Raw genomic sequence first — 26,706 nt, 5'->3', positions numbered from 1 at the left:
AACATGAATATCCAAGAACAAATCAAGCGCTTGACCGAGTTGCGCGCACAGAAGGCCCTGGAAATGTCCGGCATTCAAGAAAAGGCTGCTGGCGAAGGTCGCACCAAGGATGCCAGCGAGCGTGAATCGTTCGTGACGCTGGCCGACGAGATCAAGCAGATCGATGAAGAACTGACCGACCTGCGCCAAATCGAAGCCTTGTCTGCTACTAAGGCAGTCCCTGTAGCTGGCAACACTCCGGGTGAAGCTTCTGCTTCTCGCGGCGCTATCGCGACCGGTGGCGCTCCTGCTATCCACGTCAAACACGATGCGGATGAGAAGTTCAAGGGCCAGAACTACACCCGCATGGTGATCGCCAAGGCTCTGGCTCGCCTGGGTGAAGATGGCTATGAAAGCCCGATTGCCATTGCTGAGCGCCGTTGGGGCAAGAGCAATCCTACCTTGATCAGCGTGATGAAGGCCGCTGTCGCAGGTGGCGGCTCTGGTTCTGGTGAATGGGGCGCAGAACTGGTGCAGGCCAACAACCAGTACACAGGCGACTTTATCGAGTACCTGTATTCGCAGACCGTCTATGACAAGCTGGGCCTGCGCCAGATCCCTGCCAACGTGCAGATCAAGGGTCAAGATGGCGCGGCCACTGGTTACTGGGTGGGCGAATCGAAGGCGATCCCTGCATCTGCTGCCGACTTCAATGCGGTGAATCTGAGCCCGCTGAAGGTTGCTGCACTGGCCGTTGTGTCAAACGAACTGCTGCGCGACTCCAGCCCTGCAGCTGAAATGCTGGTGCGTGATGCCCTGGTGCAAGCTTCTTCGCAGCGTGTTGACCAGACCTTCCTGTCTGCAGCTGCTGGTGTTGCGGGCGTGTCTCCTGCAGGCATCCTGAACGGCGTGACTGGTATCGCATCGGCTGGCACTGATGGCGCAGGCCTGCGTGCTGACATCAAGGCGCTGTATGCATCGTTCATCGCTGCCAAGAACGCTGATGGCCTGCAACTGGTGACCACCCCGTCTTTGGGCAAGGCCATTCAGCTGATGACCAACCCGCTCGGCCAAACCGAGTTCCCTGGCATCACTGCAAACGGCGGCACGCTGCTGGGTGATCCTGTGGCTACCGGTCACAACGTTGGTGCTGGCCAGCTGATCCTGTTGAAGCCAAGCGACATCTACCGCATTGGCGACTACGGCGTGCAAGTGTCGATTTCGCGTGAAGCAATGATCGAGCAAGACACCGCCCCGACTGGCGCAACCGATACGCCTGCTGCTGCATCGTCGAACCTCACTTCGATGTTCCAGAGCGAATCGACCGCCATCAAGGTGGTTCGTCCAATCAACTTCGCCAAGCGTCGTAACTCGGCTGTGGCGTTTGTGACTGGTGCTGACTACGGCGCGGTTGACCCAACGCCTTAATCCATGTGCCCCGGGGCTAAGGCACCGGGGCCAGCGAAGGAGGAAATATGCCTGAACTCACGGCACTCAAGCGCTTTACCTATGCAGGCAAGGCGCTCGTCGCAGGGGCTGGATTTGTCGCATCGAGGCAAGACGCTCGCGTCCTTGTTGCGGTGCGCAATGCCAGATATGCGACCGTAACCCCTGTCATTGAACAGAAGTCGCCAGATAACGACCTGGCTGTTGCTGGCGATGAAGCCCCCACACCTGCCCCGAAAAAGATGGGCCGACCCAAGAAGGCATGAAGCCAATGAATCAATCCACATTTTTCGGCAGCCTGCGCGCAAAGGCTGCAAGCTGGATCGCGCCACGCGCACTAGCGCCTGCTGCGGGCGGGTGGATTGATGTCACTCCTGCTCAGCCGCCCGGCTATTTCCAGATGGACATGAAGGTGCGTCCTGAAACCATCTTGGCCCATCCATCTGTCTATGCATGTGTCTCACTGATCTCTAACGACATTGGCAAGCTGCGCGCCCGCCTGATGGAGAAGGTTGAGAAGGATGGCCGCACGATCTGGGTAGAGGCTACACGCCCCGCATTTTCTCCAGTTCTGCGCAAGCCAAATCACTATCAGAACCACATCCAGTTTAAGCAGTGGTGGATTATGTCCAAGCTGACGGCTGGCAACACCTATGCGCTGTTGCAGCGAGATGGGCGCGGGGTTGTGGTGTCGATGTACATCCTGGACCCCAATTGCGTCACGCCATTGGTTGCGCCAGACGGATCTGTTTTCTACCAGCTCACGCCTGACAACTTGACTGGCTTGCAGCAGACAACGCTGATCGTTCCTGCTTCTGAGCTGATCCATGACCGCATGAATTGCCTGTTTCACCCTCTTGTTGGAGTTGCCCCGCTATTTGCGGCCAATATGGCGGCACAACAGGGCATAGGCATCCAAAAGGACTCGGTGAAGTTCTTTTCGCAAGGGGCTAAGCCCAGTGGCGTTCTGGTGGCGCCTGGCAACATCTCACCGCAGAACGCAAAGGAAGTCCGGGACTACTGGAATACAAATTTCACTGGCGAGAATGCTGGACGGGTTGCGGTTCTTGGCGATGACCTGAAATATCAGCCCATCCGAATGACCTCGATTGACTCGCAGCTAAGTGAGCAATTCAAGCAGTCATCCGAATCTATCGCGCAGGCATTCCATGTGCCTGCCTTTAAGTTGGTTCTTGGCTCTCTGCCCGCTGGACTCAAGGTTGGCGATATGAACCAGATTTACTACACAGACTGCCTCCACTCTCCCATTGAGGAAATGGAGGCAGCTTTGGACGAAGGTTTGGCGCTGCCAGCTGGTCTGCGTGTTGAGCTTGAGCTAGACAACCTGTTGCGCATGGATCAAGCCGCTCAAGCGGACATGCTTGGCAAGTATGTTGCAGGCGCAATCATGATGCCAAATGAGGCCCGCGAGAGGGTGGGCCTGCCGCCAATCAAGGGCGGTGATGCCGTGTACCTGCAGCAACAGAACTACAGCCTTGAAGCCCTTAACGAGCGCGATAAGGCGAACCCACTGGCGGCGAAAGAGCCGCCACCTCCCGCAAAGCCAGCCGAGCCATCGGAAGAGGACAAGGCCCTGATCGCCTGGGCCAAGGCGCAGGCTGAAACAGAAAAGGCCATCGAAGCGATGCGCAAGGCCGCAAAACCGGAGGCCAAGAATGACATTTGATCCAGAAAAGTTTGGGGCGGCGATGGGTGATGCCATCCGAAATGCCACCGAGCCACTATTGAAGCGCATCCATGATCTTGAATTGAAGCTGGCAGAGAAGCCGGATTTCTCGTCTGAGATAGCGAAGCAGGTGGAAGCTGCAATTGCAGCCATTCCAAAACCAGAAAATGGCAAGGATGGCGCTCCTGGTCGTGATGGAATAGACGGCAAGGAAGGCGCCCCAGGGCCACAAGGCGAGAAGGGTGATCCTGGCGCACCAGGCCCAGCTGGAGAGGCAGGCCCTTCCGGTGAGCGAGGAGTACAGGGCGAGGCTGGCGCCCCAGGTCAGAACGGCAAAGATGGCCGTGATGGACTAGATGGCAAGAGCTTCACTATCGAAGATGCAGACATTCTCATTAGCCAAAAGATTGCGAGCTGGGAGCTTGATTTCGAGCGACGCGCTGTTGCAACTCTGGAAAAGGCCGTTGATCGTATGCCCAAGCCCAAGGATGGTGTTGATGGAAAAGACGGTCAGAACGGCAAGGATGGATTGGGTTTCGGTGACCTGCAGATGGAATTCGATGGTGAGCGAACCCTGTCTTTGAAGTTTGTGCAAGGTGATCGCGTCAAATCGATTGACCTGTGCATTCCTGCCGTTGTTGATCGTGGTGTCTTTAAAGAGGGCCAGCAGTATCAATCGGGTGACGGAGTGACCTGGGGTGGTTCATATTGGATCGCCCAAAAGGACACTGGCTGCAAACCTGACATGCCAAATAGTGGCTTTCGCCTGGCAGTCAAGAAGGGCCGCGATGGCCGGGATGGGCGAGATGGCATCGACAAGACTGCGCCGGTAAAACTGGAGGGGTGAACATGCAAATCATCACCCTTGCCCAAGCCCGGGAGCATCTACGCAGCGACACGAATGCTGATGATGCTGACCTGCAGTTGAAGATCGATGCGGCTACTGATGCGGCTTTGGATTACATCAGCGTGCCCGCGAGTGACCTTTTTGACGCCGCCGGGGCGCCAAAAACCGGTGAGGATGGCCAGGTTGTTCGCGGTGCTCGCCGGGTGCAGCAAGCTATTCTGCTAACCATCGGTTGGCTCTATGAGGATCGTGAAGGTGGTATGCCACAGGCTGTGCAAGCCGGACACGGATTCACGCTCCCCAGGGGGGCAGCAGCTTTGCTGTACTCAATGCGTAAACCAACCGCTGTATGAGGATTGAGGAGCGCGCCTGGCGGGCCAAAATACTATCGAGCACAAACGAAGGAGGCTTGAATGAGCTGGAGCTATATTGACTGGGCAGAGAGGGCTGGAATTGAGTGCCTCAAGGGCAGATTGGAAACAGCTGCATTCCTGCAAAAGGAAGCAACGACCCTGCTGAGTATTCTTCTTGTGGGAATTGGCGGGGGTATTGGCTATTCTGCCAAGCTGTTTGAAGGCGGCATGACACCATGGATTGCAGGCATAGCCGCTTCTACCGTCTGGCTGTCTCTGGTGGCCATGGTGTTGATGATGAAATGCATCAAGACCATGAACACCCAGCTGCTCTACAACCTGCCTCTGAACATCTATCGTCCAGAGATGAATTTCTCAGAGATTCAAGTACGAGAGGCTGAATTACGCAACGTGAATGAGCGCATCAAAATCACCATCGCGTCGAATGATCGACGTGCGACATGGCTGGACAGAGTGCGGTACATGGCGATTGCGACACCCATCATCTTCTGTGTCGCAACCGCTATTGCGTCACATTAGGCAATCAGCGCGGAGGCCATTCTTTTCGCTCCGTGGGAGGCTGCGGAAAGTGAACCGGCTCGGGTGGCGGAGCGGGAGGGGAATGAGCTTGCATGTTCAGGCAACTCCAAAACCAGGCCTCGGTTTGCGATCCTGGGTGAATGGCTCCGCTGGGCCGCGTTTCTCAGTTGGCGGTTGAGGAAAAGGGTTGCTTGGAGTTTGCTCTGACATCGAGTGGCCCCCACATTGGGTTTACATATTGACGCAGTATAGATGACTCGCATTGACGATTTCAGGCCCTCTTCGGAGGGCTTTGTCTTTTAGCGAGGCCAAACATAAGAAGGAGGGCGCATGACAACCATAGGCGATCTACGCGACCGAATCAGGATTCAGAAGCGCGGCGGCACTGACGAATGGGGCAATCCAAACCCTGATGGGTGGTCAGATCATGTCTCCGTGTGGGCGAATGTCCGGCACCAGTCGGGGTCAGAGTCCATCCGCTCAGGTGCAGATACCTCCATCGTCCGTGCTTCCATCCGTATCCGTTGGCGAACCGACATCACTGCAGCAATGCGGGTGATCTACATGGGCGCTGTCTATGAGATTGACGCTGTTCTGCCTGGGCAGAAGCGTGATTTCATGGACTTGACCTGTAAGAGGGTGAACGATGTTCAGCTTTGACGCTAGCAAGCTAAAGAAGGGCCTTGAGGCGAAGGCCATCAAGGTTCAGAACTCTGCTCGCCCCGTTGCTCAGGCGGGAACACAGGTGTTGTATGACCAGGTGAAGGTGAACGTGCCTGTGAAGTCTGGAAAGCTGAAAAGCGCCATCTATCAGGTGTTCAGCAGGGACAGTTCTTGGGAAGGGAGGGCCACCTATCACATCTCCTGGAACAAGAAAAAGGCTCCTCATGGGCATTTGATCGAGGGTGGAACCAGCAAAACACCTGCTCAACCGTTCTTGCGCACTGCCCAATATCAGGCTGGAGCGCAGGCCACAGAAGTGATGAAGCAAAAGCTTGGGGAGATTTTGAATGATTGAGCCAAAGCTGATTGCTGTACTTCACGCCATTGCGGGTGCTGCCAATGTCTACCCTGATGTTGCGTTGCCTGGAGCGCAGGCGCCCTGGATCACTTACCAGCAGATTGGAGGCAAGTCGCCCACTAGCCTGGATCAAAAGCTGATCGACAAGCGAAACGGCGTCTTCCAAATCTCCGTGTGGGCCAAGACCCGGCCAGAGGCAACCAGGATTGCACTGCAGATTGAGGATGCCTTGTCTCTCTCTGCGCTGCAGGTGATTCCTATGGGAGCAATGCGCTCTGACTATGAACTCGACACCAAGCTGTTTGGTTCCCGACAGGACTTCTCAATTTGGGATGACCGCCTATGAACGAAGCCACCAAAGAACTTCACCACGCGCTGATCCGCCTTGCAAAAGGTGCAATCAGCGCATGGGAGCGCTGGCTAGAAAAGCGCTCCATCTAAACAGATTCTCTAACCCTGCCTCGCGGCGCTGCCACTCCTTACGGACTCGCAAGCCAAAAGCCTCGCAGAAATCGGCCCCGGAAGGGGTCTTTTTTCTTGAAAGGCCCACATGGCTTACGCAGTATCGACCGGAACCCGGTTTGCAATTTCGTCCGCTTACGGAGCAGCAATTCCAGTAAGCGCCATCTCCAACGGCAACCCCGCTGTGATCACGGCAACCGGGCATGCGCTGGCGCAATACGCGCCGTTCATCCTGAAAACGGGCTGGGAAGACCTGAACGACGCTGTTCTTCGCGTTGGCACGGCTGCCACCAACTCGATCACCTTGGAGGACGAGGACACAACGGATACCGTTGTGTTCCCTCCGGGTTCCAGTGCTGGCTCTGTGGTGCCAATCACGGGCTGGACCGAGCTGCAGCAGGTCACCTCCATCAGCCCGTCTGGTGGTGAGCAGCAATACGCTGAAATCAGTCCACTGTCGCAGAAGTACGGCGTGAAGATCCCGACCACCCGCTCAGCAATGAGCTGGGAGCTGGAATTTGGCTGGGACCCAACCTTGAATGGCTACAAGGAAGCCTTGAAAGCTTCCCGTGCCAACAAGTTGGTAGCAATCCGCATGGCACTGCCAAGCGGCGGCTCCATCTCCTATGGCTATGGCTACATCAGCGTCCAAGAAACGCCGGTTGTGGCCTCCAACGCCATCACCACTGGCCGCATGACTCTGTCCATGCTCCGCCCCCTCAAGACTTACCAAGGTTCGTAAGTCGCCAGAAGGCCCGCTTCGGCGGGCCATTTCATGCCCGCCTGGTAGCTCCGGAGCGGGTTTTTTTGTTCTATAAGGAAAACCACCATGGCGAAGTCGCTTGCATCCGTAGCCCCAAACGCTACTTTCGAAGAAGCTGTCAAATTTCAAGTGCCCGGAAAATCGAACCAATCGATCAAGTTCCGCTTCAACTATTTCCCCGGTGATGAGCTGCAGGCTCTGACCGGCGAGTTCTCCAGCATCGCCGACAAGGTGAAGGCCGAGAGCAACATGCTCACGGAAGCCGAAGAGTTGCAGGCAACCTACCGCGCCCAGGCAGAAATGGTGCAGAAGATCGCTGACGGCTGGGAGCTGACAGATGAATTCAACGCGCAGAACATCACTTCGCTGCTGAACGCGCATCGTGGGATCTTCTTCCTGATCTTCAACGCTTTCCTGGAGGCGCTCAGCGCAGCCAAAGCAAAAAACTGATTGCCCTAGGTCGGGACTACTTTGATTCCGGCCCCGATCTAGAGGAATTGAAGCGCCTCGGAATCCCTGTTGAGGCGCTTGCACAGCCAGAACCGGTCTTTATCTATCCCGGTCATGAGGATGCCTACCAACTCTTTTGTGACCATGCCGACCAGTGGCGCTCTCATATGGGCGGCTATTACGCCTTTGACGCCACTGTGGCTTATGCCTGGATGGACTCAGAAGGGATTGAGGGCAAACGCCGCAATGAGCTATGGCGGGAAGTTCGCCAGATAGCCGGAGGCGCGCTCGCAATCATGCGAGAGCAGATGGAAGAGGCTCAGCGCAAGGCCTCTGCGAATCGAAGTCACTAGCTTTTGCGACCATGTCGTAAAAGGTATGGTGGAAATCGCCATACCTACTTCTGGCTCAAGAAGAGCGCGTGAAAAAGCCCTCCTGAGAGGGCTGGTTGGGCTACTTTTTGGGGCGCTTGGGCGCTTGCTCGGCGCTTTCATCATCACTAACAATTTTCGTCAGTTTCTTCACGACTCTTTCGTAGTTGTCCGCGCCATCTCCATCTTTGAAGTGCTGAAGAAGTGTCTTCCTGTTTGCCTCATTCAATGGGTGGTCGTTCAGCATCCGAGCCATCAATTTATCGCTATTTTCGATATGCGTGGCAAGCGCGTCACGCGACTTCTTTTCTAGCAAATCAATCGGTTGAGGACCTGACTCTTTGATGGTAGTGCTGTGCTTTTCGTTGATGGCGCGAATGTCTTGAGCCATTTTCTCGTCGAACTTGGCGGAGGGAATTTTTCGCGCAACAACCTCCATTAGCTCAATTGCAGCTTGTGACGCAATGAAGGCCTCATACGTAGTGGTAAGGTTTTTTATCTTTTCAAAGCCGACTTCTACTTCTGCGCGAGACAGTTTGTGGCTCAGTACGAGCGCGACCTTGTCTGCATCTCCTCCGCCCGAGAAGGAGTCGTCCAGCCTCGCCAAAATTTCCGCATGCAAGCTGCGCGAGCCTTCCTTTGCGGCGTCCTCTAGCTTTGCACGCAAGTCATCCGGCATGCGTAACGGATAGGGCTTTTGTTGGTGTCGATCTGTCATTGCATGAATTGTGGACTCTTTTTGATGGTCTTTCAAAGAGTCCACTTGACATCCACTTTTTGTGGGCGCTTAATAGAGTCCACATCAACTGCGAATGTAAAAGGTATCAAATGCAAACAGACAAAGAAAAGCCATGCTTCATCCAGCACAAGGTGCGGAAGGAAGTGAAGGATTGGATCGAAGCGGAAGCCACTAGGCGGGATAGATCGCAGGCTTGGTTTCTCAACCACCTTATTGAAGGTGCTTTTGCCAGAGCCACCACGCAACCCCAAGGAGCCGCAGCATGAACGCGCTAACTTCACTCCCTCAAGGCCCGCTGACGATGACCAGCCGCGAGATCGCAGAGCTGACCGGTAAGGACCATGGCAATGTGATGCGCGATATCCGTGCAATGGTCGAGGCAATTTCCACGGATTCAGATTTGAATCCATGTGCGAATTCAACGACTTACACCGGAAAAGATGGCCGTCAGTATCCACAGTACGAGTTGGACAAGGACACCTGCTTGACCTTGCTGCTGGGTTACGACGCGGTAGCCCGCATGAAGGTAGTGAAGCGCTGGCAAGAGCTGGAAGCAAAGCCAGCACTTAGCCCGGCCAATCTTTCCCGCCTGCAGTTGATCGAAATGGCTATGCAGGCAGAGCAGGAGAGGCTGGTTCTAGAGAACAAGGTAGACGAGCTGTCGCCAAGAGCGGAAGGCTTCGACCGAATCGCAATGTCTGATGGCTCGTTGTGCCTCACCGACGCTGCAAAGACACTGCAAGTCCAGCCGCGCAAGCTGACGCAGTTGCTGCAAGAGAAGGGTTGGGTATATCGCCGTCCAATGGGTACTGGCTGGCTTGCATACCAAGACCGCATCCAGTCTGGCCATCTGGAGCACAAGGTCACGACAGGAGAGAAGAGTGACGGCAGCGAGTGGACAAGCACTCAAGTTCGCGTAACGGCACGAGGCCTCACGAAACTGGCGGATGTAGTTCGCCAAGCGGGGATGCATTGAACCCCCAAAAGGCGAATCGCCCAACAAATTGGACCTTGTTGAGCGATTCATGTGAAAACCCACTCAGGCAAGAGAAGGATTCGATATGAATGATACAGCAGGCACTAACTTAGGGCAAGGAATGCCCAAGTCCGGACAACTCGCCGAAATGTTTCTGACAATAGCTGCAGACAAATTGAAGTCATTGCAGAGCATTCGCGAGAACGATGAGCAGTGGACAGAGGCCGATGTGAACGTCGATTTTGCAATCGACCTTGCTGTCGATCACATCCGAGCCATGACTTCCCGAGGGTTCAATGACTCCGGCGTGTTTGTAGTCGATTGGTACAAGGCCGCTGCAGCCGTTGAGTTGAGTCTGTCGGCCTTCAGTCGGCCTTCATGCTGGTATGGTCGCAGCCTGAAAGTGACTGCCGAGTTCTTTCGGCAAGCCCCAGAATTGTTTGACTATGCAAGCAGTTGAAAGGGTGCTTTGGCACTAACTTTTGCTAACATGGACTCTTCGTTTAGGAGGGGACATGAGATCGTTTGTCTTTTTTGCACTTGGCTTTGGCGCTGCTGTTGGCACGGCATTTTCTGCGGATGACTCAAAGTACACCAAGAAGCACGGCGACTGGCTTGCGATAGCTACTGCCAGCGCAATGACCGATGAAAAGGTTTGCGTTGCTCAGTACTCTAAGGACTCAAACATCATCTATACAAGCAGTGACAAGATTGAGATTGACTACAGCCGACGCGGTGGCGTGGATAACTATCAGTACCGCTTTGGCAAATCGCATCCGAGTGAGATTGCAATTACTCAATCGTATGAGAAAGAAAAGATCAGTGTTCCAGTCTTGGTCTTGGAGTCGCTAGACCAAGGTCGGCTTTTGATTCAAGGGGCTACCGTTCTAAAGGCTCCAATCAATCTTGATGTGTCCCTGAAAGGGTTAAAGGAGGCGCGAGCAGATATTGCATCTAAATGCGAGATGAATGATATGCGCTCAATTGCCAATGGCGCGCCTGACTGGGCGACCTGGCAGGCGACGCCATCCACCACGCCGTTAAAAAAGTAGAAGTATTTTTTCAATGATTCACCGCCTGTATGGCGGTTTTTTTACGCCTGAACCCGCCTAGCGCGGGTTTTGTCATTTCTGGAGTCGTCATGTCAGATGAACTGGTAACACAACTAAAGGTCACAGCGGACGTTTCCCAAGCCAGCCAAGGCTTTACCAAAATTGGCGCTGAGGCAGAGACTGCGAGCAATCGTGTTTCTAAAGCTGCACGTACTGCACAGAAAAGCTTGGCCGACCTGGGTGTTGGCACTTCTGACAATGTGAAGAAGCTTGGCGAAGCGTCCAAGCAGGCAGCTAGCGGCATTACTGCAACAGGAAACGCGGCCAAGAGTGCTGTCAGTGATACCAACAGTCTCAATACTGCAGTTGAAGGATTGAACCGGCAGGAGCTTGCCTTCATCAATGCCCAGGTGCGCAAGGCCAATGCCATGCGCATGAATAGTGGCGACATGGCTGCCTATATAGCGCAGTCGCGTGGTATGAGCCAAGCCACCCAGGACATTGCGCGCGCTGTCGGCCAAAAAATGGACGTGATGAAGCAAGAGCAGGCCGCAATGGCTAACTCAACCACGCTCATGTCTCAGGCGGTTAAGGCCTATGGCGCAATGGCTGCTGCGATCTATGTAGTCACACAAGCCATTGGCAAGTTGGTAGGTGTTCAGCGTGAGTTCGACAAGCTGAACTCAAGCCTGATCACTGTTACTGGTAGTGCTGCCAACGCTGCATCTCAGATGGCATGGCTCAAGGATTTTGCCAAGGAGACTCCATTCGGCTTGGCGCAAGCGACTGAGGCGTTCGTCAAGATGAAGTCTCTTGGCTTGGACCCTACCCGTCAGGCGTTAACCAGCTTTGGCAATACAGCCTCTGCGATGGGGAAAGACCTCAATCAGATGATTGAGGCAGTTGCAGACGCATCCACTGGCGAGTTCGAGCGCCTGAAAGAGTTTGGCATCAAGGCCTCTAAGGATGGTGAAGAGATCAAATTCACCTTCCAGGGAGTCACAACCACAGTTCGCAATAGCGCAGAAGAAATCACCAAGTATCTTGAGCAGATTGGCAATAACCAGTTTGCTGGAGCAATGGCAGAGCGGGCCAAAACCTTGGATGGCGCGATATCTGAGCTTGGAGACACATGGGACAACCTGTTCCGGACGATCAATGAACAAAACACTGGTCAGTTCATTTATGACTCAGTCAAGCTTGCGACTGGCGCAATTGAGGATCTAACAACGATCATCAATGCCGCCAATAAGGCAATGACTGATGGAGCCCGGGCTGGGAATGGCTTCAAGGTCGTTCAAGAGGGCATTGCGACGGTATTTGAGACGGTTGCAGTCTTGGGGGCAAATGTCAAGTATGTGCTGATAGGGATTGGCAAGGAAATTCGCGGCTTGTATGAACAGGCAATTCAACTGGCGAAAGGAAATTTCGAGGGGGCTGCTGCAATTCGGCAGTTCATGGTTGCTGATGCTGCGGCTTCCCGCCGAGAGATCGACGCGACCACTGAGGCAATTCTGAATGCAAGAAAGAACGCGAAGGACATTCTTGAATACAAGAAGCAAATCGCATCATCTGACCTGGGGGGCTTGGCGGGCCAGGTTGACGGTTACAAACCAATCGATGCCGACAGCAAAGGCTTGCAGTCGCGGGTTGATAGCGCGCTGAACTCAACCAAAGGCTTGAAATCCCAGGCCGAGGCGATGTCGGAGGTTGTCAAGCAAGGCAACAATCTAAAGACTCTGTTGAAGGAGCTGCAGGATGCTGGTCAGGGTACTTCACAGTCTGCGAAGGACTTGGAAGCAAGGCTTGCTGGCGTGAACGAGAAGATCGCCGACATGGCGAAGAAGGGCAAAGATCGTTCTGGAGAAGCGGCAGTAAAGAAGGAGATCAGCGCCTACCAAGGATTGATGACAACGATTCAGGAGGTAATTGCCAGAAACCAAGCCCAAATCGATGGGGTTGACAAGCTCACAGAAAGCCAGCGTCTTGAAATCAAGCTGAATGAAGAGCTGAAATCTGGAAAATTAAAGCTGTCTGCGGCCCGTGAGTCTGAGCTTCGTGCAGCCATTGCAATTGCAAAGGCTCAAGAAAAGTCTATCGAGACCACGCGCGCGGAGGCGGCAGTAACAGAGCAGCTACGCCAAATCCGAATGGGGATTATCGGTGAGTTGGAAAAGAGTGCTCAAGCCTATATTGACGGCAATCAAGCGCTGGAAGACGAGATCGCGCTGATAGGCAAGTCAAATTCTGAAAGGACCAAGCTCACCCAATCACGCAATCAAGAGCTTATTCTGATCAAGAAGGCCACCTTGGCTGAACTTGAGCGCCAGTCTGCAATCACTGGTACGCAGACGCGAGCTGAGATTGCGCTGGGTGAGGAAATCAAGCAACTTGAGCGCCGTAATGAACTTCTTGGCCTAAAGGATGTTTCAGTACAGGCTGATGCTGTTCAGCAGAAACTACGCCAACAGTTCGACCAGACAGTGCAGCAAGTCGAAGACATCTTCGTCTCAGGCTTTGCCGACATGATGAACAACGGCAAGTCCGGCTGGGAATCGTTCTGCAAATCCCTCAAAACCTCGTTCTACACCTTGGTGGCAAAGCAGATTTACAAGATGCTTGCTGAGCCCTTCGTTGTGAACATCGTAGGGAATCTCGTGGGGTTTACAGGTGGGGCCGGAAGTGCAGCAATGCAAATTGCTGGAGGTGCGGCTAGCGGCGGCGGCATTTTTAGCAATATCAGTTCTGGCCTGAGTGGTGCAAATGCTTTCGGCATGCTGGGTGCGTTCGGTGGCGGCATGAGTGCGGGCCTTGGTGGGCTTTTGGGATCGTTGGGGCTTACGGGAACCGGCACCACTTTCGGTGGAGCTCTCTCTGCAGGCTCCATTGCCATGGGGTCTGGCAACATTCTGGGCGGCCTTGGCACATTCCTGGGGGCGCTTGGTCCGATCATTGGTGGCCTGAGCCTGCTGTTTGGTGGTGACTTGTTTGGATCACTCTTTGGCCGCAAGCTCAAGGAGTCGGGTGTTGAAGGCGAATTCGGCGGAGACACCGGCTTTGAGGGGCGATTGTTCAAGTACTACAAGGGCGGACTCTTCCGGTCGAATAAAACGACCTACGAAGACTTGCCCGAGGAAATGCGCAAGGGCCTGGGCGATCAGTTTTTGGCGATGGATGAATCCATCCGTGCAATGGCTGGGGCCGTGGGTCTGGGTGGGGAGGCTTTGGATGGATTCACTGCCAAGATCAAAGTCAACCTCAAGGGGCTGAGCGAGGAAGAGGCCACCAAGAAGCTGCAGGAGGAATTCCAAAAGATTGCCGAGCAGATGGGCGGCCTGGTGCTTACGACTGACGAGTACACACAAGCGGGAGAAACCCAGCTTGAGGCGCTCACTCGTCTTGCGCTCAGCATTACGACTGTCAATGGCGTGTTCGATGCCTTGGGTACAACACTCCTGGATGCATCTCTTGCAAGTGCCGATTGGGCTTCCAGCTTGATCGAGGTGATGGGAGGGCTAGACAAGTTCTCGCAGGCCGCAGCCACTTACTACGACCTCTATTACTCTGACGAAGAGAAGCGAGCCCAGGCGTCGAAAGTCGCAAATAAGGGCATGGCAGATATGGGGCTCGATCTGCGAACAACCGATGCAGACGCGAAGAAGAAGTATCGGGAGTTGGTGGACAAGGCGATTGCTGATAAGGACGAGGAGCTGCTGGCGTGGCTTCTGCAGTTTGCTGATGACTTCGCTAATGGTGTGGATGCTGTAACCGCATCTATTGAAGAGGCGACGAATTCTGCTGTGGAGCTGATGCAAAAGCAGCTTGACGAGATCCAGCGCGTTCGAGATGACACTCTGAACACCTTGGGCTTGTCAATTGACGGCCTGGTGGATGGCTTTATCAAGGAAGTGAACGAGGGCCGGGGTGCTCAGGCTGGCCAGTGGCTGGCTGACACCATCGCCTCGGGCTTTGAGCAGGCTATTTACGGCCAAGCGCTGACCATCGTCATGAACTCGATCATTGATGGCGTTATCACTCCGGTGGTGACTGCCGCAATGACGGGCTCCTCTGTCTCTGCTGCTGTGTCTGGTGCTGCCATCGATTCGATGGTGGCTAACGCCCAGGCAGCAGCAGATGCCTTGAGTGCTTTGCTCACCGATCCGGCTTTCAAGGAAGCCATGGAGCAGGTGTTTGGAATTGTCCGCGACTTGGGCAATGACATTGGTAAGTCAATTCCTGTCATGTCCACATACCGGCCTGCAGTTCAGGAAGTCACCAGGGCTTATGAGTCATCGACCAATGCTGCCGAAGAAGCGGCAAAGGCGGCGCAGAAGCTGGCGGATGAATGGTCCAAGCTGATCGACTCCATGTCGAACGAGATGGATCGTCTGCGTGGTGAGTTGCTGGGCGCTTCTTCCAATCAGGGTGCGTCCTACTACGAGTCCATGTTTGCGATCAAGACGGCCCAGGCGCGAGCCGGTGACCAGAATGCAGCAGCAGAGCTTCCAAACCTCATCCAGAAGCTTGAAGAAATCGCTAAGGGGAACGCCTCGTCGCAATCCGATGTGCTGCTCAAGCAGGCGGAATGGCTCGCTTCGCTGACCGATACCCGCAACTACCTTGCAGGCAAGTACGGGGTCGATATCAGCAACCAGAAGGGCGCGGAGGTTGCCGCAACAACGACAGGCCGGATCATTCAGACGACGGGTAACACCGCAGTCTTGAATGCGCTGCAGTCGTCGAGCGACAACCCGGCGCTTCTTGCTGAATTGCGAGCCCTCAGGGTGGCTTTGGAGACTCAGGGCGACGACCGTAAGGCGGAAGCGCTTGCCATCACCGTTCCAATTCAGCGGCTCGAAAAGCGCTCGCTCAAATGGGATGTTGAGGGCATGCCGCCTACGAGAAAGGAAACCGCATGACAGGGCTGAAAACCATCAGCCCGCTTGATATAACTGACAGCGTGATCGTCTCGCAGCCGCCCGTTGAAGATGCGGCGGTTGCGTGGACTGCAGGCTCCTGGCCGAAAGGCTCAAGAGTCCGCTACCAGCACATTGTTTATCAAGCGGGGTCTGATGTTAACAACGCAATACCACCGCCAGATAACCAGGCAGTCTGGATACCAGTAGGGCCCACAAATACGTGGGCCCTTTTTAATGGTCGCACCTCGCAGAGTTCCAAGTTCAATGCGACGGCCTCTTACCGATTCAAATTCGGAAGAGCGGTCGATGCAGTGGCGGCAATTGGGCTTGTGGATGTGCAAACCATCCGTGTCCGGGTGATCGATCCGACCTATGGAACGGTGTTCGATAAGTCACTGACTGTCGGCCTGGCTCCAGAAATTCCGGATTGGTGGGAGTGGCACTTTGGGGTGTGGACACCAACGGGAGCGCTTGGCATGTTCACAGGACTGCCCGCCTATCCCCAGGCTGATGTGCTGGTGGATTTCACCGGTACGACACAGATGGAAGTTGGCAACCTGATCATGGGCAACTCCAAAGAGTGGGGCTTGGGAGTCGAAGTGGGTGCCTCTGTGGGCATTCAGGACTTCTCGCGCAAGGATCTAGACGAGTACGGAAACCGGGTGCTGGTCGAGCGCACTTACATCGGGTGGGCGGATATGTCTGTACCTGTGCGCCGCGCCGAAATTACTCCGCTCAAAAGCTACATGGCACAGAACCGTGCCAAACCAATTCTATTCATCGGTTCGCAGGACATTGAGGCATTGAACGTCTTCGGCATTGCCAAAGACTGGTCAATCGCCATCGAGTACTACGGCTACGCAATGTTTGCTATTCAACTTGAGGAGGTGTGATGCCTTTAGTCACCCCAACCCCTATCCCTGCATACCCTCCAGCTCCACAACCAACAGATGACCGGGTGACGTTTAGCACCAAGGCATTTGCCTTGTCTGGTTCGTATGAGCCCCAGCGCATCATTTTCAATACTGTGGCTGGTGAGGTGTACACCAACGCGCTCTGGTCGCAAACCAAGGCTGGCGAGTCTGCTGCATCGGCATCTCAGGCTGCAACAAGCGCTTCAAATGCCGCAAGCTCTGTAACTGCGGTCAATCAGACCGTAGCTGACATTCTCGCCGCCAAGGATGCCATTCAGGCGGGGCCTGTGGCCTCTGTAAATGCGCGTACTGGTGTTGTAACTGGACTAGCTGAAACTGCTGCACCCTCCATGGGCACTGCGGCAATGTCCACTGCCCCATTGGGTCAGTGGGCAACATTCAACAGTTCAGGAACTGCTGGGGCAGACTGGCCGACATCTCTTGGAACCGCGTGGTGGAACGTATTCACCTTTGGCACTGGAACAAGAAAGACGCAGCGCGCTACTCAAATCTACGCTGGCGGTCAGCAGGGGTGGGTGTTTGAGCGTCAACTGCAAGATTCCACTTGGAGCCCATGGCAGCGTTTGTTCAGTGATCGGGCTTTGATCGAGTTTCATGCTCTGTTTGAGGCGCGCTCTGCTACGACCAATATCAGCTTTAGCAACGGGTCGATCCAGACGATCACTCTGTATCAGAACACCAGCATAGTGATGCCAGCGCCACGAGATATTGGCGATCAGCTCACGTTGCGGATCATCCCTACAGGTGCGTTCAGTGCAAGCTTCTCTGGCACCCCAATTCGTCTGCCTATCGGCGCTTCGTTGCCGACCGTTGGGCCTTTCCAGCGTCTGACCCTGACCTTTGTTCCGCGATATGACGGAGCGGTGTGGGACGCCTTTATCGGTGGGGTGCATGAATCATGATGGCAAGAAACATCATGATGAGCAGCGGCAGTGTGGGGATAACCATTGCTGCGACGGTGCGCAGTCCCGACATTGCTGCATTGGCCCGGGCGCGTGGCTGGAATGGTTATGGCCTGATAACTTGCACGATCAATGCCGGGGTGGATGTAGCCACTTTGAGCATTTCCGGCATTCCACATGATTGCCTGACGATCATCAACAACGGTCGTATCGGTGGTGTTCTTAACAGTGGCACAGGCCTTTACACGCGCACGCGCATTCGTGTCTATAACTACGGAACGATATTCGGCGGCGGTGGTAAGGGTGGTACTGGCGGTGGGGCAAGTGTCTGGCTGACATACGACCCAATTAACTATAAAGCGGATGCCTTCGGGGGCAGTGGTGGTAACGGCCAGGGCTTCTCTACGTCTGGATCTGTCACGCTAGTTGGCGCAACTGGCGGCGCGGCTGGTACGACTGGCTATACAGAGCGCTCAGGATCTGGGACTGCTACCGCTTACGGCGGCACTGGTGGCACTGGCGGGGCAGTCGGCCAGGCAGGAGGCCCCGGCAGCTCTGGTTCATACACCGGCACTGGTGGCTATGGAGGTAACTACCTTGCTGGCGGCGCTGGCATAGCGGCTGGAGCCTATGTTGACGGCAATAGCTATGTAACTTGGGTAGCAAACGGCACGCGCCAGGGCAGTGCAATCAACTGAGGATCAATATGTTCTACAACACAGAAACGGGCGACTTTGGTCTGACTGAGGGGGATGTGCGCTCCTATTTTGCGCAGTCAGAGTTCCTCATTGTTTGGCCTGAGCCCTTTGCGCCACACGAGCCTTTTGTGGCGGTCATCGCGGCAGAGAGGCCCGCGCACAACCCGGCGACTCACAAGACCGTCGAGATTGAGCCTAAGGATACGCCGGACGGCTGGCTGCAGCAATGGAAGGTGGTCAAGCTCAGCAAGGCGGAGTTGGATCAGATCGAGGCAGAGCGTCTGGCAGCTGAACAAGCGGCAAAGGACGCGGCGCGGATCACGGTCACCAAGCGGCAAGCTTGTCTTGCCCTCTTTGACCTGCGTGGCATCAAAAAAGATCAGATCGCTGCGGCGCTTGCGCAGATTCCCGATCCAGACCAGCGCTACCGTGCCGAAGTCGATTGGGAAGATGCCCGGGACTTTGAGTCCGATAGTCCAACAATGCTGATGCTCGCTGCAGCTCTTGGGCTAAGTGAAGCTGATCTAGCGCTCCTATTTGACTATGCCCAGGCGCTTTGACCTGTCACACACAACACATGCCCGCATGGTGCGCCCAGCGGGTTTTTTCATTTCGAGAGGCCTGAATGAGCAATACAACTGAAAGTGCAGCGATTGTTGCCGGGAAAACTGCGGCCTACGGAGGGGCAACCACTGCGGTTGTGAGCGGTATGTCACTGTCAGAGATGGGGATCATTGTTGGCGCGATTGTCGGCGTCCTGGGATTGATCTTCGGTCAGTACTGGGCCTGGCGCAAAGACCGGCGAGAGGCGCGCGAGATGGAGGCGCGCATGCAGCACAAGTTTGGTACGGGATGGGATGAGTTATGAGCAACAAACCTCGGGTCGCAGTAGCGGCCCTTACTGTTTCTGCTGCTGCTCTGCTGACCTTGCTTGGGGAGGAGGGGTTTCGCTCCAAGCCATACATCCCGACGCAAGGCGATGTGCCGACTATTGGCTACGGCTCCACAGTCTACGAGGACGGATCCAAAGTAACGCTGGCTGACCCGCCAATCACCAAGGAGCGGGCCCTACAGATCGTGCGCAATCACAAGAGCAAGGATGAGGCCCTGTTCCGGGCCAGCCTGCCGGAGGTGAAGCTCACCCAGGGCGAGTACGACCTATACATGGACTTCACCTACCAGTTCGGCATCACCAACTGGCGCAGCAGTTCCATGCGCACCCATTTGCTTCAGGGGGAGTATTTGCAGGCGTGCAATGCACTTCCAGCGTGGCGCAAGCAGGGTGGGCGGGATTGTTCGCTACCGCAGAACTGGGGCCCCAAGGGTTGCAAAGGCGTCTGGACGCGGCAGCTTGAGCGAACGAAGAAGTGTTTAGCAGAGCAGTAACGCTCTGCTAGCGAAGCTATTACAGGCTTCCTTCTGGGCGGTTCATGTATTCGTCAATCACTTTGATCTGGCGTTGATACTCGCCATCTAGGCACATGCCGTGGACTAGCGATTGAATTGTCCCACCGTGATAGGCCTCATCTTCAAAGGAGCACAAAGCAGTTGCGTATGCATCAGAAGCTTTGATGTATGAGTTAGCCGCCTTGCGCTGTTCCTTTCCCACCTTTTTGAGCATTTCTGCACGTTTTGCCTTTAGAGCCTGTTTGGTCTTATCAAGCTCCTTAGCTGCACAGACTTTCATTCCCAAGGTGGAATCCTGATCTTTTGAGCAATCGATGTCGGCGAACTGATCGTCTTTTGCGTGGCTAACGCCGCTTACTGCAGCAATGAGTACCGCAATGGCTAATAAATTTTTGGCTTTCACATCTAACCCCTACTTGTTAAGAATCTCGATTCTGTTGGAGGAACCTTGCATGAAAATTACATCAATCTACTGCCTTGATCTCGCCCATGAGGTCGGTCTATGACCCTGCAGATTCAACTAGCGTTAGCGGCCCTGGTGGCCGCTTTGTCATTTGGTGGTGGCTGGATGGTCAACGGCTGGCGTGGCGCATCCAAAGTGGCCGAGTGCAAGACCGAGCAGGCCCAGGGCGTGGCCACCCGCGCAGAAGCCGCCCGGGCCAACGAAACCCAAACCGCCCAACTGGAGAGCAAGCATGCAAAAGACACGATCTACAACGCCGACCGCCTGGCAGCACTCAAAACTGACATTGCTGTTGATGTGCGCTCTGAGCTTGAGCGCGCTCACAGGCTGCAGCTCAGCGCCGACAGTAGAGCCGCCACTTATCGCGCGCAAGCCCAAGCCGACGCCACTGCCCGCCGCGCTCTCGCGGATAAAGCCTCAGCCCTCGACCACCAGCTTGCAGAAGGCGTCGAAGTGGTCGCGGAACTCGGAGGCGCTCTTAAACAGCGAGACGCCGAAGTAGCCGCGCTGTGCGACCAGGTGAACATTGAGCGAAGCCTGAATGGTGGCGAAGATGATTTAGCCTGCAACTAGGTTCCTTCGGTAACAAAATTCTGGTGAATGTGTGACGATATCGATAATTTTTGCCTCATACAATTTGTCTATTCTTCCGCGTTGAAAGTCTTGTATGAGGCAAGTTCGAATCTGTAAAAGTGAGCGTGTGAGGGAGTCGCTTGGTGAAGCATCTGGACAGGGTGCTTGGGAGCTCATCTCAACCAAGGGCGTTGATGAACTGCACCTTATCGTCCAAGCAGGGAATGAGAAATTTGGCGCAGGTAGCCACTGGATAGAAACTCGCGAAGTTGCTGACTTCCGTGAGGAGCCCGACAACGATATCTGGGATCTAATTCGGCTCAGCATGCAGGCCTGGCTAGATGGAGCTATCGATAGACACACTACGTATTTCACGCCAGAAGCGGTGTTTATCAGTCCAGACGGAACTTGCTTTCGTGGAAGTCACGATATAGCTTTCGCCTTTAGCAAAGAGGCCGAGCGACTCCCGAGTAGGTCAATGGAAATTCAAGCATTTCAGATATCCTATCTAAGCTCAGCTGCCGCTGTGGTGATGATGCAGGGCCAAATCTCACATGGCAACTCTTTTGGCCCTCAGCGCTGGGTCTCAACCCAGACTGTCAAGAACACTGATCGAGGTTGGTTGATCGCTTCTCACCAAGTCTTCCACCGAGATTGAAATTTAGGTGCGTAAAAGTAAGCCTCCCCGGCGCCACTACGGCACTGGGGAGGTTTTTTCTTGTATGGAGAACCCATTACACGTTCGTTATACTGTATTTTTAAACAGTATTTAAGGGTGGCCCATGCAGATAGATCAGATCGCCATTGCCGTGCTTGGGGCTGCTGCTGCCTGGCTGTCTCAGGCGCGCTCGGAGGCTTTCAGACGGTGGGCCTGCATCTTCGGCATGCTTGGGCAGCCGTTCTGGTTTTACGCCTCATGGAATGCTGAGCAGTGGGGCATATTCGCAGTGAGTGTGCTGTATGCGCTGGCCTGGATGAAAGGGCTATGGAACCATTGGATTCGGCCTACACCCAGCAGCATCGCGGCGGAGAAAATAGGCACCATTCAATTCGTCCCCGAAGCGAAAAAATGATCCAGAGCCTGCACATTGAAAAAAGCGCGCCCGGTCAGTATCTGGCCCGGGTCATGAATGAACACTCAGAAGCCCTGAGCTTCACATCGAGTTGCATTGCTGGCGCGATCCGAGACGCCGCCCGCATGATCCCCAAGGCCAAAGCGTTTCACATCTGGTATGAGCATGTGAGCATCGGAACCACACCCGTCCTGCACATGCAGAACGACTCGGAGACGCTGGCCTCCAAGCTGAAGCTGTTGCATGGGCAGTTTTGGGGTTGAAGGTTGACGAAGAACTACCGTCAAAACGGCACATCCGGCCCTAGATCGCGGCAGACTTCCCTCATTTCCGCAGGCGTTGGTGCGCAGCGCCAGATCATAGAGCCCAGAACGGGCATAGCCTCAGGGCGCGACGGCTTGATGGTGTCTGCGCGCTCATGCTCCGGCGTCTTGATCCCTTGATCTTGCGGCTTGATGTGCCATTGGCAGTATCTTGATCCAATCATGTTGATCTCCAAAACACTGTATATTTATACAATGTTTTGCGAGGTCACACTACTGAGAAGGAAAGGAAAGCGGCTCAAGCGAAGCGAGTTGGCCCTTCCTGTGCGCGGTAGGTTGTCCTTTACATACAGGCAGGATAAGAACCCCATGAGGAACCGCAAGGTGTTCGATTTGTTCGATACAAAGTCGCACACCGTTCCGGTCAGTGCCTGCGTGCTTGTTGATCCTGTATTGCAAGAGTTCACAGAACAGGGTGCCGTCTGGCGCGGTTACGAGATCGCTGTGATTGACGGCGAGGTATACGAGTTCGCTCAGCTCTGGCTGGTACGGCAAGTTTGGTGATCTCGTTCATGAGCTCGTCCAGGCGCGGCTGGTTACTCCGCTATGGCAACCAGCGTTTTGAGCCACCGTTCGGCTTCACTTATATGCGCAGAGGCGGGTCAAGTGCCGCCAAAAGCCATGTTTCAAAATGACACATTTTGGAGGGATGGCGTATGGAAATGCGGACGCTGGTTCAATTGAGTAAATGGCAATTTGCGGACGGCGGTTCAATTCCGCAAATGTTTCAGAGCGAATTCATGTCTACCTAGAGGCCAAATCACACCGAAATCACACCGATTTGCTGGAGGCGGCATGAATGCTTGACCTGACGCGGGTTCAATTCCCGCCAGCTCCACCATACAGCACAACGCCACACAAGAGAAATGTGTGCCGTTAAGCATAAAGTGTCCGCCCTGGACACCTTATGCTTTATTTTCCGATAGGACACATTTTGTTTTATCGAGAATTTGTGCTAAACATTAAAGCTTTTGGCAAATTAAAACCACCTGGGTACACCTCAGGTGGTTTTTCTTTTGGAATCAATTAGTTGCAAAGACTGGTGAGCCAAGAGCTTTGTTGAACTTCGTGCACTGGGCAGAGCAAGGCAGTCTACTCTGTGCTGCGGGCTTGGCTGCACCGAGTCGCCCGACGCCTCGACGCAAAAAAAGGAGCTGCGTCGGCCGCAACTCCCTTGAGGGTTCATTTTGTGCCAAACCTTGGCCTGGTGCTGGATGCCAAGTGGCTTAGCTTTTGCGTACGAATGTACGCATTGCTCGCAATCCAATCACTTGGAACTTGCCAGGTTTGCCGGTTTCGACGGTTTTCGTTTAGCCCGGGCAGAATGAGGTTTTCAGTCCTTAAATACGAATTCAGGACAACGCGTTGGCTGTGTGGGGAGCTCTCTTTGAAGCTACTCTTGCACCCATCTCTGCGGGTAATGGTGGCCGCAAAGTGCCGCCGTTGCGTACTCGCTGCTCTCGATATGCCCCCGCACCTCACGCAACACATCCCAGCAGTTGCACACCCGGTTGAGGATGTCCGCGGGCACCAGCGGCTCAATTTCACGCATATTGGGACTGATGCCTCTGTCCAGCAACTGCCGGCATGCACTCTCCAAGAATGGCCATGCTGCAACCACATGGGACTGCTGGCGGCGTTTGAGATAGGTGAGCCAGCGATTGGCAATCCTGCGCGCCGTCTTATTGCACTTCATGTACAGCATCCGGGGCGGCATCTGCACCACACTGGCTGCATGCATGAGCGACACTGGCATAGGCTGCAGGAGCATCGCTTGTAGCTTGTCCTCGATAGCCTCCCAGTCATGGGTATGCACCCGGCGGTTCCACTCGGGGCGAGCAGGGTAGTCTAGGGCAAGGGCCAACTGGTGGTTGGCCACTGGCGGAGACCAGCCGTCCATATTCCCCATCAGCAAATCAGCCAGGTCCAAGTGCGCAAAGCAGGCGATGCGCAAACTGATATCGACCTGGGGCGTGCGAGATTCGCGCAACCAGGTATGCAAGGTCGCCTTGGCAATACCCACTTGTTTGGCCAGCAGTGAGTACTGGCCTGCGCACATGGTCTCAATCACGCGTTCGATAGCAGCAATCACCCCATCGCGCAGTGGTGGCTCAAACCCCGCGGACTGTTGCACTTCCACCAAGCGGGCAATCTGCTGCGCTTGCCACAGCGCCACTTCGCCAGCAGCATCGTCGGACGCAGCGTCATACAGGGGCTGGTTGGAACTGACTGGCGGGCGCGGTTGACCCATAAACATCCCGCATTTACCACACCAGCCCACTACCGTGAACGCCGAAGTATGCCGGGCCTTGTCCACCCCGCAATGCGGACAGTGGTGCACCAAGGGCGTGCCATGCTTGTGGCATACCGACACCAGTACAGGCTCCCAGCACAGCCGCAGATACGGCGTGCCACCACTGTCCAGGTCTTCTTGCAGGCAATACGGACAGAACTGGCCGCACTTGTGCAAAGCCAGACCATTGCCGGGAATCACGCCTTGCCAGGGCAGGAAGGTATGGCGCTCCAGCCCCACCACGGAAGTGGTGGCAGCCAAGGCCTCGGTATAGGTCTTGGCGCCGTCACCCAAGCCCGAGATTTTGCGCTCATACCAGGCGTACTTGGCGTTGACTGCAGCGCCAGGCTCATTGCCCACGGAGTTCCCCATATACGCCATCAGCTTGCGCGACAGCTCAAGGGTGGAGGTGCTGTGCGACAGCGCCAGTCTGCAAAAGTAGCTCAACAGGCTCTCGGCCTGGTCACTGCCTTGGCCCAAAGGCTTCAAGGCATGCAGCACCGAGCGAGGATTGGTGGTTGCGATAGGAGATGCAATCATGGAGGGGGATGTAGTCATGGAGCAGTTCCCTCTTATGCCGACTTGTGCTTGGCATCAACTGATTCACGGGTGAGGCTGGGGTCCACGGCCAGCTCGCCATCCGTGATTTCTTCCAGAATGCGATTCACCTGCGCATGGGTGAGCAAGGTGCGCTGCAGGTAATCGACATCCCAGTGGCCGGCATCTTCTGCCAGACGCGCTGCACGGGTGAGCACGCCGCTCAAGGTGCCGACACAGCCCAGGGTGTTCTCCATCAAGGCTTCGGTGTGTGGCACCAACTGGCCCTTCCACAGGTGGGGCAGCTGCGCTTCAAACTGGCGCAGGCAGGTGTGGAAGGCCTGCACATCGCCCGGGCGGTCGTAGCGATAGCGCTCAAAGTGCAACACATGAATGCGCCGGGCCAGCTGGGCCGACAGGGACACCAGGTGGTACAGGTCATAGGAGCCGGTCAGCACAATCTGCGTGCCGCATTCGTTGGCCAGCGATTTGAGCGTGTTCAGATTCGACTGCATCTCGGTCTTGCTGACTTGGCTAAAGATATGGGCCGCTTCGTCAATGACCAAGAGGCGTGTGCCGCGCTGGCGCAGCGCACGCTCGACGGCCGTGCGCAGACCTGCCAGCGTGCTGCGGCCCTGGCGCATGGGGCGTACCAGGCGCTGCGTTGACGCATCGACCCCATAGGCTTGCTTACTCAGGCCCAGGCCGTCGCCTTCGAGTTGTTCGAGTAAACGTTCATACAGCAGGCGCCACGAGAAACATTTCTCTCCGGAGGCTGGTGCCTGCACATAGATGGCAGGAACGAGCTGTGCTTCCTGGTCCATCTGGCTGCTGGTGGCTTTGAGCTGCAGCTCTACAAGGTATTTGCTCAAGGTGCTTTTGCCGACACCGGTGGGGCCTACGACCAGCAGAATGCCGCTTTGGCTGTCCGGGTAGATGAGCGAGCGCATTTCTGTCGCGAGGTCACGGATACGCGTGTGGTTGATACGCAGCTGGCTCAACTGTTTGGAGGTCTTTACGCAAGCTTGTGCTGCAGGGATGGTGTTGGGAATGGAGGTCATGGTGCAGCGCTTTAGAACGTATCAAACAAATCGGTGGAGTCTTGAATGCCAGCGGCATCGGTGTTGTCTGTCAGGCGAGTTCCTTTCAGCTCGCTGGGTTGATGCAGTTGTGGAGGCGCATTTTTCCGCGCCAGCGGTCTCTGCTGGTTGCCCGCTGGTGGCGCCTCATTGGTGACAGACGCATTTGCTGCCTTCGTGAGCAAGCCAGGTTTGCGCGGAACGATGACCTCCGAGACATTGGCCAGTGCGAGCTTTCCGTAAAGCAAGCGGTTTTCTTGATGGCGCTCCATGGCCTGGGCCAGCGCGCCTTCGGGCGTGAAGGTTTGCAGGAACTCCTGCAGACGCTGCGCGGAGAGCGCGTCATTGACCTTGGTGCCGCTGCGATTGCGGTACTCTTCACTGAGCGCCATACGCTCGCTTTCGCTTCGGTGGCCCAGGCTCAGGAGGCTGCGGCATTGCGCGCGCAGCCAGGTGTTGTTGGCCCACACATAGACGCTCGAAGCATCCCAAGGGTCGTAGCGTACCTGCAAGCTTTGTCCTGCGATGTGGGGCTCGGCAAAGCGTGGGTTCCAGTACAGCAAGTCATTGACCTTGACCCCGCGCTGGCCATGCACGCGGCGCTGACCTGCCCGGTCCACGGGTGGGCAGGTAGCAATCATGAAGTCCTGGTTGAACAGCACCATGCGGTGCGGCTTTGTTGCATAAATCGGTTTGAGACTGAGTCTCCCCAAACCCCAGACTTAGTTATGCCACGGCCACCGTTTGGGGCGTGCCCAGCTCGGTGAAGCGATTGAGGATGGATGCCCGGATATTGAGCTCGGCCACCTGTCGCTCAA

General features: G+C 55.3%; 32 protein-coding genes. 27 read left to right on the top strand and 5 right to left on the bottom strand.

All coding sequences use genetic code 11. The annotated features are described in order from the left end of the window. Nucleotides 1-3: 3 nt before the first annotated feature. From HNP33_RS18260 to HNP33_RS18205, 12 genes are all read left to right on the top strand, one after another. Nucleotides 4-1,407, top strand: a complete 1,404-nt coding sequence (locus tag HNP33_RS18260; protein WP_184711097.1) for a phage major capsid protein — start codon at nt 4-6, stop codon at nt 1,405-1,407. Nucleotides 1,408-1,454: 47 nt separating this feature from the next. Then, nucleotides 1,455-1,691, top strand: coding sequence for a hypothetical protein (locus HNP33_RS18255; RefSeq protein WP_184711098.1), 237 nt, complete (start codon nt 1,455-1,457; stop codon nt 1,689-1,691). A gap of 5 nt (nt 1,692-1,696) precedes the next feature. Further along, entirely contained in the window at nt 1,697-3,112 is a 1,416-nt protein-coding gene (locus HNP33_RS18250) for a phage portal protein (RefSeq protein ID WP_184711100.1), read from the top strand. After that, nucleotides 3,102-3,959 carry a collagen-like protein gene (locus HNP33_RS21225; RefSeq protein WP_184711102.1) on the top strand — a complete coding sequence of 286 codons (858 nt, stop codon included), beginning with the start codon at nt 3,102-3,104 and terminating at the stop codon, nt 3,957-3,959. Before HNP33_RS18250 ends, HNP33_RS21225 begins: the two co-directional genes overlap by 11 nt. Nucleotides 3,960-3,961: 2 nt before the next feature. Further along, on the top strand, nt 3,962-4,312 hold the full coding sequence (locus HNP33_RS18240; RefSeq protein WP_184711104.1) for a head-tail connector protein: 351 nt from the start codon (nt 3,962-3,964) through the stop codon (nt 4,310-4,312). Nucleotides 4,313-4,372: 60 nt separating this feature from the next. Then, entirely contained in the window at nt 4,373-4,852 is a 480-nt protein-coding gene (locus tag HNP33_RS18235) for a hypothetical protein (RefSeq protein WP_184711106.1), read from the top strand. A 330-nt stretch (nt 4,853-5,182) separates the two neighbouring features. Next, nucleotides 5,183-5,512, top strand: coding sequence for a phage head closure protein (locus HNP33_RS18230; protein WP_184711108.1), 330 nt, complete (start codon nt 5,183-5,185; stop codon nt 5,510-5,512). Then, the gene (locus HNP33_RS18225; RefSeq protein WP_184711110.1) at nt 5,499-5,870 is read left to right on the top strand and encodes an HK97-gp10 family putative phage morphogenesis protein; all 372 of its coding nucleotides are present in this window, start codon (nt 5,499-5,501) and stop codon (nt 5,868-5,870) included. The genes HNP33_RS18230 and HNP33_RS18225 overlap by 14 nt, the downstream gene beginning before the upstream one ends. After that, nucleotides 5,863-6,219 carry a DUF3168 domain-containing protein gene (locus tag HNP33_RS18220; protein ID WP_184711111.1) on the top strand — a complete coding sequence of 119 codons (357 nt, stop codon included), beginning with the start codon at nt 5,863-5,865 and terminating at the stop codon, nt 6,217-6,219. Before HNP33_RS18225 ends, HNP33_RS18220 begins: the two co-directional genes overlap by 8 nt. A 204-nt stretch (nt 6,220-6,423) precedes the next feature. Beyond that, on the top strand, nt 6,424-7,077 hold the full coding sequence (locus HNP33_RS18215) for a phage tail tube protein (RefSeq protein WP_184711113.1): 654 nt from the start codon (nt 6,424-6,426) through the stop codon (nt 7,075-7,077). An 87-nt stretch (nt 7,078-7,164) separates the two neighbouring features. Then, nucleotides 7,165-7,548: a phage tail assembly chaperone gene (locus tag HNP33_RS18210; RefSeq protein WP_184711115.1), complete on the top strand. Its 384-nt coding sequence runs from the start codon at nt 7,165-7,167 to the stop codon at nt 7,546-7,548. 47 nt (nt 7,549-7,595) lie between these two features. Further along, the gene (locus HNP33_RS18205) at nt 7,596-7,901 is read left to right on the top strand and encodes a DUF1799 domain-containing protein (RefSeq protein ID WP_184711117.1); all 306 of its coding nucleotides are present in this window, start codon (nt 7,596-7,598) and stop codon (nt 7,899-7,901) included. 100 nt (nt 7,902-8,001) lie between these two features. On the opposite strand, the gene HNP33_RS18200 is transcribed toward HNP33_RS18205, so the two are convergent. After that, nucleotides 8,002-8,682, bottom strand: coding sequence for an Arc family DNA-binding protein (locus tag HNP33_RS18200; protein WP_221452128.1), 681 nt, complete (start codon nt 8,680-8,682; stop codon nt 8,002-8,004). 238 nt (nt 8,683-8,920) lie between these two features. Between HNP33_RS18200 and HNP33_RS18195 the strand changes: the two genes are divergently transcribed. The 10 genes from HNP33_RS18195 to HNP33_RS18150 all read left to right on the top strand — a co-directional run bounded on the left by HNP33_RS18195 (nt 8,921) and on the right by HNP33_RS18150 (nt 19,526). Continuing rightward, a complete protein-coding gene (locus HNP33_RS18195) occupies nt 8,921-9,634 on the top strand; it encodes a phage antirepressor KilAC domain-containing protein (protein ID WP_184711119.1) in 714 nt (237 codons plus the stop codon). 85 nt (nt 9,635-9,719) lie between these two features. Next, on the top strand, nt 9,720-10,094 hold the full coding sequence (locus HNP33_RS18190; RefSeq protein ID WP_184711121.1) for a hypothetical protein: 375 nt from the start codon (nt 9,720-9,722) through the stop codon (nt 10,092-10,094). 55 nt (nt 10,095-10,149) lie between these two features. Then, the gene (locus HNP33_RS18185; protein WP_184711123.1) at nt 10,150-10,686 is read left to right on the top strand and encodes a hypothetical protein; all 537 of its coding nucleotides are present in this window, start codon (nt 10,150-10,152) and stop codon (nt 10,684-10,686) included. Between the two features lie 89 nt (nt 10,687-10,775). Further along, nucleotides 10,776-15,605, top strand: coding sequence for a tape measure protein (locus HNP33_RS18180; protein WP_184711125.1), 4,830 nt, complete (start codon nt 10,776-10,778; stop codon nt 15,603-15,605). Continuing rightward, the gene (locus tag HNP33_RS18175; protein WP_184711126.1) at nt 15,602-16,498 is read left to right on the top strand and encodes a hypothetical protein; all 897 of its coding nucleotides are present in this window, start codon (nt 15,602-15,604) and stop codon (nt 16,496-16,498) included. The genes HNP33_RS18180 and HNP33_RS18175 overlap by 4 nt, the downstream gene beginning before the upstream one ends. Continuing rightward, nucleotides 16,498-17,442 carry a hypothetical protein gene (locus HNP33_RS18170; protein ID WP_184711128.1) on the top strand — a complete coding sequence of 315 codons (945 nt, stop codon included), beginning with the start codon at nt 16,498-16,500 and terminating at the stop codon, nt 17,440-17,442. The genes HNP33_RS18175 and HNP33_RS18170 overlap by 1 nt, the downstream gene beginning before the upstream one ends. After that, the gene (locus tag HNP33_RS18165; RefSeq protein WP_184711130.1) at nt 17,442-18,140 is read left to right on the top strand and encodes a hypothetical protein; all 699 of its coding nucleotides are present in this window, start codon (nt 17,442-17,444) and stop codon (nt 18,138-18,140) included. Before HNP33_RS18170 ends, HNP33_RS18165 begins: the two co-directional genes overlap by 1 nt. Nucleotides 18,141-18,148: 8 nt before the next feature. Then, the gene (locus HNP33_RS18160) at nt 18,149-18,700 is read left to right on the top strand and encodes a hypothetical protein (protein WP_184711132.1); all 552 of its coding nucleotides are present in this window, start codon (nt 18,149-18,151) and stop codon (nt 18,698-18,700) included. A gap of 65 nt (nt 18,701-18,765) precedes the next feature. Beyond that, nucleotides 18,766-19,008 (top strand): holin, encoded by a 243-nt coding sequence (locus HNP33_RS18155; protein WP_184711133.1) that lies wholly within the window; start codon nt 18,766-18,768, stop codon nt 19,006-19,008. After that, the gene (locus HNP33_RS18150) at nt 19,005-19,526 is read left to right on the top strand and encodes a lysozyme (RefSeq protein WP_184711135.1); all 522 of its coding nucleotides are present in this window, start codon (nt 19,005-19,007) and stop codon (nt 19,524-19,526) included. The genes HNP33_RS18155 and HNP33_RS18150 overlap by 4 nt, the downstream gene beginning before the upstream one ends. Before the next feature lie 19 nt (nt 19,527-19,545). Here HNP33_RS18150 and HNP33_RS18145 read toward each other — a convergent pair whose 3' ends face one another. Then, nucleotides 19,546-19,950: a lysozyme inhibitor LprI family protein gene (locus tag HNP33_RS18145; RefSeq protein ID WP_184711137.1), complete on the bottom strand. Its 405-nt coding sequence runs from the start codon at nt 19,948-19,950 to the stop codon at nt 19,546-19,548. A gap of 99 nt (nt 19,951-20,049) precedes the next feature. On the opposite strand from HNP33_RS18145, the gene HNP33_RS18140 reads away from it, so the two are divergent. The 5 genes from HNP33_RS18140 to HNP33_RS18120 all read left to right on the top strand — a co-directional run bounded on the left by HNP33_RS18140 (nt 20,050) and on the right by HNP33_RS18120 (nt 22,483). Continuing rightward, on the top strand, nt 20,050-20,583 hold the full coding sequence (locus tag HNP33_RS18140) for a hypothetical protein (RefSeq protein WP_184711139.1): 534 nt from the start codon (nt 20,050-20,052) through the stop codon (nt 20,581-20,583). A gap of 94 nt (nt 20,584-20,677) precedes the next feature. Beyond that, nucleotides 20,678-21,241 (top strand): nuclear transport factor 2 family protein, encoded by a 564-nt coding sequence (locus tag HNP33_RS21370; protein ID WP_184711141.1) that lies wholly within the window; start codon nt 20,678-20,680, stop codon nt 21,239-21,241. Between the two features lie 124 nt (nt 21,242-21,365). Beyond that, nucleotides 21,366-21,656 carry a hypothetical protein gene (locus tag HNP33_RS18130; protein WP_184749490.1) on the top strand — a complete coding sequence of 97 codons (291 nt, stop codon included), beginning with the start codon at nt 21,366-21,368 and terminating at the stop codon, nt 21,654-21,656. Next, nucleotides 21,653-21,919: a hypothetical protein gene (locus HNP33_RS18125; protein ID WP_184711154.1), complete on the top strand. Its 267-nt coding sequence runs from the start codon at nt 21,653-21,655 to the stop codon at nt 21,917-21,919. Before HNP33_RS18130 ends, HNP33_RS18125 begins: the two co-directional genes overlap by 4 nt. Nucleotides 21,920-22,288: 369 nt before the next feature. After that, nucleotides 22,289-22,483, top strand: coding sequence for a hypothetical protein (locus HNP33_RS18120; protein WP_184711143.1), 195 nt, complete (start codon nt 22,289-22,291; stop codon nt 22,481-22,483). An 889-nt stretch (nt 22,484-23,372) separates the two neighbouring features. Here HNP33_RS18120 and HNP33_RS18115 read toward each other — a convergent pair. The 3 genes from HNP33_RS18115 to HNP33_RS18105 are packed head-to-tail and all read right to left on the bottom strand — an operon-like array spanning nt 23,373 to nt 26,601. Further along, nucleotides 23,373-24,830, bottom strand: a complete 1,458-nt coding sequence (locus HNP33_RS18115; protein WP_184711145.1) for a TniQ family protein — start codon at nt 24,828-24,830, stop codon at nt 23,373-23,375. Nucleotides 24,831-24,844: 14 nt separating this feature from the next. Then, nucleotides 24,845-25,870: an AAA family ATPase gene (locus HNP33_RS18110; RefSeq protein ID WP_184711146.1), complete on the bottom strand. Its 1,026-nt coding sequence runs from the start codon at nt 25,868-25,870 to the stop codon at nt 24,845-24,847. 11 nt (nt 25,871-25,881) lie between these two features. Then, nucleotides 25,882-26,601, bottom strand: coding sequence for a Mu transposase C-terminal domain-containing protein (locus HNP33_RS18105; protein WP_221452127.1), 720 nt, complete (start codon nt 26,599-26,601; stop codon nt 25,882-25,884). Nucleotides 26,602-26,706 lie beyond the last annotated feature (105 nt).

Source organism: Comamonas odontotermitis (genome assembly GCF_014207855.1).
Taxonomy (GTDB): domain Bacteria; phylum Pseudomonadota; class Gammaproteobacteria; order Burkholderiales; family Burkholderiaceae_C; genus Comamonas; species Comamonas odontotermitis_A.
This window is presented reverse-complemented; position numbering and strand designations above follow the sequence as displayed.

Bases quoted from the DNA above. Each gene is read 5' to 3' on its own strand.
- HNP33_RS18260 (WP_184711097.1), top strand. From the start codon at position 4: ATGAATATCCAAGAACAAATCAAGCGCTTGACCGAGTTGCGCGCACAG.
- HNP33_RS18255 (WP_184711098.1), top strand. From the start codon at position 1,455: ATGCCTGAACTCACGGCACTCAAGCGCTTTACCTATGCAGGCAAGGCG.
- HNP33_RS18250 (WP_184711100.1), top strand. From the start codon at position 1,697: ATGAATCAATCCACATTTTTCGGCAGCCTGCGCGCAAAGGCTGCAAGC.
- HNP33_RS21225 (WP_184711102.1), top strand. From the start codon at position 3,102: ATGACATTTGATCCAGAAAAGTTTGGGGCGGCGATGGGTGATGCCATC.
- HNP33_RS18240 (WP_184711104.1), top strand. From the start codon at position 3,962: ATGCAAATCATCACCCTTGCCCAAGCCCGGGAGCATCTACGCAGCGAC.
- HNP33_RS18235 (WP_184711106.1), top strand. From the start codon at position 4,373: ATGAGCTGGAGCTATATTGACTGGGCAGAGAGGGCTGGAATTGAGTGC.
- HNP33_RS18230 (WP_184711108.1), top strand. From the start codon at position 5,183: ATGACAACCATAGGCGATCTACGCGACCGAATCAGGATTCAGAAGCGC.
- HNP33_RS18225 (WP_184711110.1), top strand. From the start codon at position 5,499: ATGTTCAGCTTTGACGCTAGCAAGCTAAAGAAGGGCCTTGAGGCGAAG.
- HNP33_RS18220 (WP_184711111.1), top strand. From the start codon at position 5,863: ATGATTGAGCCAAAGCTGATTGCTGTACTTCACGCCATTGCGGGTGCT.
- HNP33_RS18215 (WP_184711113.1), top strand. From the start codon at position 6,424: ATGGCTTACGCAGTATCGACCGGAACCCGGTTTGCAATTTCGTCCGCT.
- HNP33_RS18210 (WP_184711115.1), top strand. From the start codon at position 7,165: ATGGCGAAGTCGCTTGCATCCGTAGCCCCAAACGCTACTTTCGAAGAA.
- HNP33_RS18195 (WP_184711119.1), top strand. From the start codon at position 8,921: ATGAACGCGCTAACTTCACTCCCTCAAGGCCCGCTGACGATGACCAGC.
- HNP33_RS18190 (WP_184711121.1), top strand. From the start codon at position 9,720: ATGAATGATACAGCAGGCACTAACTTAGGGCAAGGAATGCCCAAGTCC.
- HNP33_RS18185 (WP_184711123.1), top strand. From the start codon at position 10,150: ATGAGATCGTTTGTCTTTTTTGCACTTGGCTTTGGCGCTGCTGTTGGC.
- HNP33_RS18180 (WP_184711125.1), top strand. From the start codon at position 10,776: ATGTCAGATGAACTGGTAACACAACTAAAGGTCACAGCGGACGTTTCC.
- HNP33_RS18175 (WP_184711126.1), top strand. From the start codon at position 15,602: ATGACAGGGCTGAAAACCATCAGCCCGCTTGATATAACTGACAGCGTG.
- HNP33_RS18170 (WP_184711128.1), top strand. From the start codon at position 16,498: ATGCCTTTAGTCACCCCAACCCCTATCCCTGCATACCCTCCAGCTCCA.
- HNP33_RS18165 (WP_184711130.1), top strand. From the start codon at position 17,442: ATGGCAAGAAACATCATGATGAGCAGCGGCAGTGTGGGGATAACCATT.
- HNP33_RS18160 (WP_184711132.1), top strand. From the start codon at position 18,149: ATGTTCTACAACACAGAAACGGGCGACTTTGGTCTGACTGAGGGGGAT.
- HNP33_RS18155 (WP_184711133.1), top strand. From the start codon at position 18,766: ATGAGCAATACAACTGAAAGTGCAGCGATTGTTGCCGGGAAAACTGCG.
- HNP33_RS18150 (WP_184711135.1), top strand. From the start codon at position 19,005: ATGAGCAACAAACCTCGGGTCGCAGTAGCGGCCCTTACTGTTTCTGCT.
- HNP33_RS18140 (WP_184711139.1), top strand. From the start codon at position 20,050: ATGACCCTGCAGATTCAACTAGCGTTAGCGGCCCTGGTGGCCGCTTTG.
- HNP33_RS21370 (WP_184711141.1), top strand. From the start codon at position 20,678: ATGAGGCAAGTTCGAATCTGTAAAAGTGAGCGTGTGAGGGAGTCGCTT.
- HNP33_RS18130 (WP_184749490.1), top strand. From the start codon at position 21,366: ATGCAGATAGATCAGATCGCCATTGCCGTGCTTGGGGCTGCTGCTGCC.
- HNP33_RS18125 (WP_184711154.1), top strand. From the start codon at position 21,653: ATGATCCAGAGCCTGCACATTGAAAAAAGCGCGCCCGGTCAGTATCTG.
- HNP33_RS18120 (WP_184711143.1), top strand. From the start codon at position 22,289: ATGAGGAACCGCAAGGTGTTCGATTTGTTCGATACAAAGTCGCACACC.
- HNP33_RS18115 (WP_184711145.1), bottom strand. From the start codon at position 24,830: ATGACTACATCCCCCTCCATGATTGCATCTCCTATCGCAACCACCAAT.
- HNP33_RS18110 (WP_184711146.1), bottom strand. From the start codon at position 25,870: ATGACCTCCATTCCCAACACCATCCCTGCAGCACAAGCTTGCGTAAAG.